General features: G+C 63.2%; 5 protein-coding genes. 3 read left to right on the top strand and 2 right to left on the bottom strand.

Annotated elements, in window-relative coordinates; translation table 11 throughout:
* The coding region (gene ygfZ, locus VK519_RS12270) for a CAF17-like 4Fe-4S cluster assembly/insertion protein YgfZ (protein ID WP_324350154.1) at positions 1 to 532 on the top strand (532 nt) is incomplete at its 5' end.
* Positions 533 to 1,020: 488 nt separating this feature from the next.
* The gene (locus VK519_RS12265; RefSeq protein ID WP_324350155.1) at positions 1,021 to 1,440 is read left to right on the top strand and encodes a cell wall hydrolase; all 420 of its coding nucleotides are present in this window, start codon (positions 1,021 to 1,023) and stop codon (positions 1,438 to 1,440) included.
* A gap of 80 nt (positions 1,441 to 1,520) precedes the next feature.
* Here VK519_RS12265 and VK519_RS12260 read toward each other — a convergent pair whose 3' ends face one another.
* Together VK519_RS12260 and VK519_RS12255 are read right to left on the bottom strand one after the other, a co-directional pair.
* Positions 1,521 to 1,988: an outer membrane lipoprotein gene (locus tag VK519_RS12260; protein WP_324350152.1), complete on the bottom strand. Its 468-nt coding sequence runs from the start codon at positions 1,986 to 1,988 to the stop codon at positions 1,521 to 1,523.
* 47 nt (positions 1,989 to 2,035) lie between these two features.
* On the bottom strand, positions 2,036 to 2,605 hold the full coding sequence (locus VK519_RS12255) for a glycine zipper 2TM domain-containing protein (protein ID WP_324350150.1): 570 nt from the start codon (positions 2,603 to 2,605) through the stop codon (positions 2,036 to 2,038).
* 123 nt (positions 2,606 to 2,728) lie between these two features.
* On the opposite strand from VK519_RS12255, the gene VK519_RS12250 reads away from it, so the two are divergent.
* A partial coding sequence (locus VK519_RS12250) for a TatD family hydrolase (RefSeq protein WP_324350148.1) occupies positions 2,729 to 3,308 on the top strand: 580 nt, incomplete at its 3' end.

Here is a 3,308-nt window from a genome sequence, read left to right as displayed (position 1 = left end):
GATCGATGGACCTGCGTTGGCCGATGGCTTCATCACCGTCGATGAAGATGCCGGCATCACCTACGGTGGCGGCACCCGCAGCTGGCGCGTCGTCAACACAGCAAGCACGCACGCAGCCGACCACGCAACGCGTCACTGGATCGACCACGACATCGACGCGGGGTTTGCGTGGTTACCCGATGCAGCGATCGGTGAACTATTACCACAATCGCTTTCCTTCGAACGCCTTGGCGCGGTGAATTTCAACAAGGGATGCTTCCCGGGACAGGAAATCGTCGCGCGCATGCACTATCGCGGCGCAGGCAAGCAGCACCTGCATACGGCGAGGTTCGACGCTATCGCTTCACCTGGTGCGACATTGCGCCGCAACAGCGCTGCCATCGGCATGCTGCTGAACGCGCATGCTTTGGATGGTGCAACCAAAGCATTGGTGATCCTGAATGACGTGATCCTTGACGATGAACGCTCTGGCGTATTCGATGTCCAAGGCAAGCAGACGAACCTTGCATCACTGCACATGTGGCCACATTGAATAGAACGAATGGCATGTGCCGATAACGCGTACACGCAAATTTCATCTGCGGTGCAGCACAAATTGGTTCACGTATGTTGTGAGCCTTTGCTGAACAAGATGGCCCTTGCACTTGCCAATGTGATGCATCCCCCACTAGGCTCCGCCGATCGAATTTGGGTAACGGTGTAACACCCCGTTACATGACGCGACGAATCGACTGGCAGTCGAATCGGCGCGACCCGGCATGACGCCGGTGACAATACGCTGTGGTGCGCCGCCAATGCTTACTGTGCAGGCCGCCCGATCAACAACAGCGAAACGCATTCCCACCGGGCTCGGACACCCGGCGTGATAGTCACATGTCGTGACGCCCGCAAGCCATGGTATCGGCGAGCGGTCAATCCAGGTGGCCACGGCCTGCCAGCCGTCCACCGCTACACGTTCAAAGGCTGCGTCATCCGCCTTCGACGGAAAGCAAGTTGGAGGCAGAACGAATGAAATTATCGATGTTGCTTTGGGTGGCGTCCGTCCTCCCGCAACACCTCGCTGACCAGACGTGCCTGGCGACGACGGTTTACCTGGAAGCACGTAGCGAGTCGACCATCGGGCAGTATGCGGTGGCGGAAGTCGCGATGCGGCGGCGTGACCGCAGCAATGAGGGCACATCGGTGTGCGATGTTGTCAGCGCACCGCGCCAGTTCGCCATCAGCACCACGCCCAAGACGTTCGAAGTAACCGATCTCACCTCCTGGCAGAAGGCATGGAAGATCGCCGGCGATTCCATCGACAACTGGAACCTGCCAAAGAGCCAGCGACTGGTCTATGTTCCCCGCGCAGACCACTTCGCCACGACCTCGGTGAACACCGCCTGGTCACGCAACAGAGTGACGACGATCGGCGACCACGCCTTCTACGCCGTCAACTAGCTCCACCCCCAGAACCCAAGCAAAAGAAAAGCCCTCCTCTCGGAGGGCTTTTTGTTTGGACGTCTGGACGTCCGTTACACCTATCGGCGGAAAACGTGGCCGTCGCGCACTTCCACGTAATCGCCCTGGCGCACTTGAGGATCCTCGCGCTGGGTGACGGTGGCGGTACGGCCATCGTCGAGCCTTACCACGGTCTGGAAGGCCACGTCGTCGCCCGACTGGTTCTTGCCCACCGCATTGCCGACGAAGCCACCGGCCACGGCACCGCCCACGGTGGCCGCGGTGCGCCCGTCGCCATGGCCCACGGTGCTGCCGAGCACGCCGCCGATCACGGCACCTAGGATGGCACCGCCCGGGGACGATTGCTTGCGCACGTACACCTGCTGGATGTCATCCACCACGCCGCATTGGCCACAGCCACGCGGGGCTTGCTGGTACACCACCTCGCGGCTCTCGTAGCGGCGATGCGGCTGTTCGACGCAGGCAGACAGGCCGACGCAGGCCACGGCGGCGGCAAGCACGATCCGGGTGACGACTAGGGTCTTCATGGATTGAAATTCTCGCTCGAGGTTGATGGGAGGGCTGGAAAAATACGTTACTGGGCCGACTGGCGCGGATCGCGCGCATCGGATACCGAAACCACGCCTTCCTGGACCTCGACCCGGTCACCTGGGTCATGGTCCATGCGCACGCTGCGGGTGACGCCGTTGTACTGGTACTTCACGTCATAGGCGACGACCTTGTCGGTGGCCTGCCCCACCGTCTGGCAGCGGCGCTGCACCGACTGCGTGACATTGTTGGCCTGGCGGTTTTCCTGGATGCGCTTGCCTGCATAGCCGCCGCCGACGGCGCCTGCCACGGTGGCCAGCGTACGGCCATTGCCATGGCCGACCTGGTTGCCGAGCAAGCCGCCGGCCACGGCACCGATGGCGGTACCGGCCAGCTGGTTGGGATCTTTCACCGGCACGTGCCGGTTCACCACGACATCGTGGCACTCCTGCTGCGGCTGGGTCTGCTCGCGGACGGGGTCCACGCTCACCACCCGGGCAAACTTCGAACCGGCTTCGCCCACGGCAGCGTCGGCATCGCGGTTGCAGCCGGCGACGCCCAGGGCCATGGTCGCGCCAACGGCGAGATACAAGGTCGACGTCATAAGGGACTTCATGGATCACTCTCCTGTTATTCAGCCAGACCGGACACGACCCCTCGCCGTGCCGGTGGGCACGCTGCCATTGAACGTTCGGCATACTGAATGCGCGCTTAGAACGATTTTCACGAGGACTGCACATTGATCGCCATCGTTGACACCCATGCCCATCTCGACGATGCAAGCTTCGCCAGCGACCTGGGAACCGTGATGCAGCGGGCCGCCGACGCCGGCGTCGCGCGCGTGGTGGTGCCGGCGATCGACCGGGGCAACTGGGAGGCGGTGGCAAGCCTTGCCGCCGCCGACGAGCGTATTGCCGCCGGCTATGGCCTGCATCCACTGATGCTCGAACGGCACCGCGACGAGCACCTGGATGAGCTTCCCGGCTGGCTCGACGCGCATCCCCATGTGGCCATTGGCGAGATCGGCCTGGACTTCTACGTGGAGGGACTTCCGCCTCCCCGCCAGCGGGAAATCTTTGCCCGCCAGCTCGACCTCGCCGGCGAACGCAAGCTGCCGGTGATCGTGCATGCGCGCCGCGCGCTCGAGGAGGTCACCCTCACCCTGCGCCGGCACAAGGGCCTGCGCGGCGTGGTGCACAGTTTTGCCGGCAGTGCCGAGCAGGCGCGGCAATTGTTCGACCTTGGCTTCATGCTGGGTATCGGTGGCCCCGTGACCTACGAGCGTGCCCGGCGCCTGCGCGAGGTCGTGCGAACCATGC

The organism is Pinirhizobacter sp., assembly GCF_035317885.1.
Taxonomy (GTDB): Bacteria; Pseudomonadota; Gammaproteobacteria; order Xanthomonadales; family Rhodanobacteraceae; genus Pinirhizobacter.
The sequence above is the reverse complement of the archived record's forward strand: the minus strand, read 5'-3'. Positions and strand labels throughout refer to the sequence as shown.

Coding starts and splice junctions, on each gene's coding strand:
- VK519_RS12265 (WP_324350155.1), top strand. CDS start 1,021: ATGTTGCTTTGGGTGGCGTCCGTCCTCCCGCAACACCTCGCTGACCAG.
- VK519_RS12260 (WP_324350152.1), bottom strand. CDS start 1,988: ATGAAGACCCTAGTCGTCACCCGGATCGTGCTTGCCGCCGCCGTGGCC.
- VK519_RS12255 (WP_324350150.1), bottom strand. CDS start 2,605: ATGAAGTCCCTTATGACGTCGACCTTGTATCTCGCCGTTGGCGCGACC.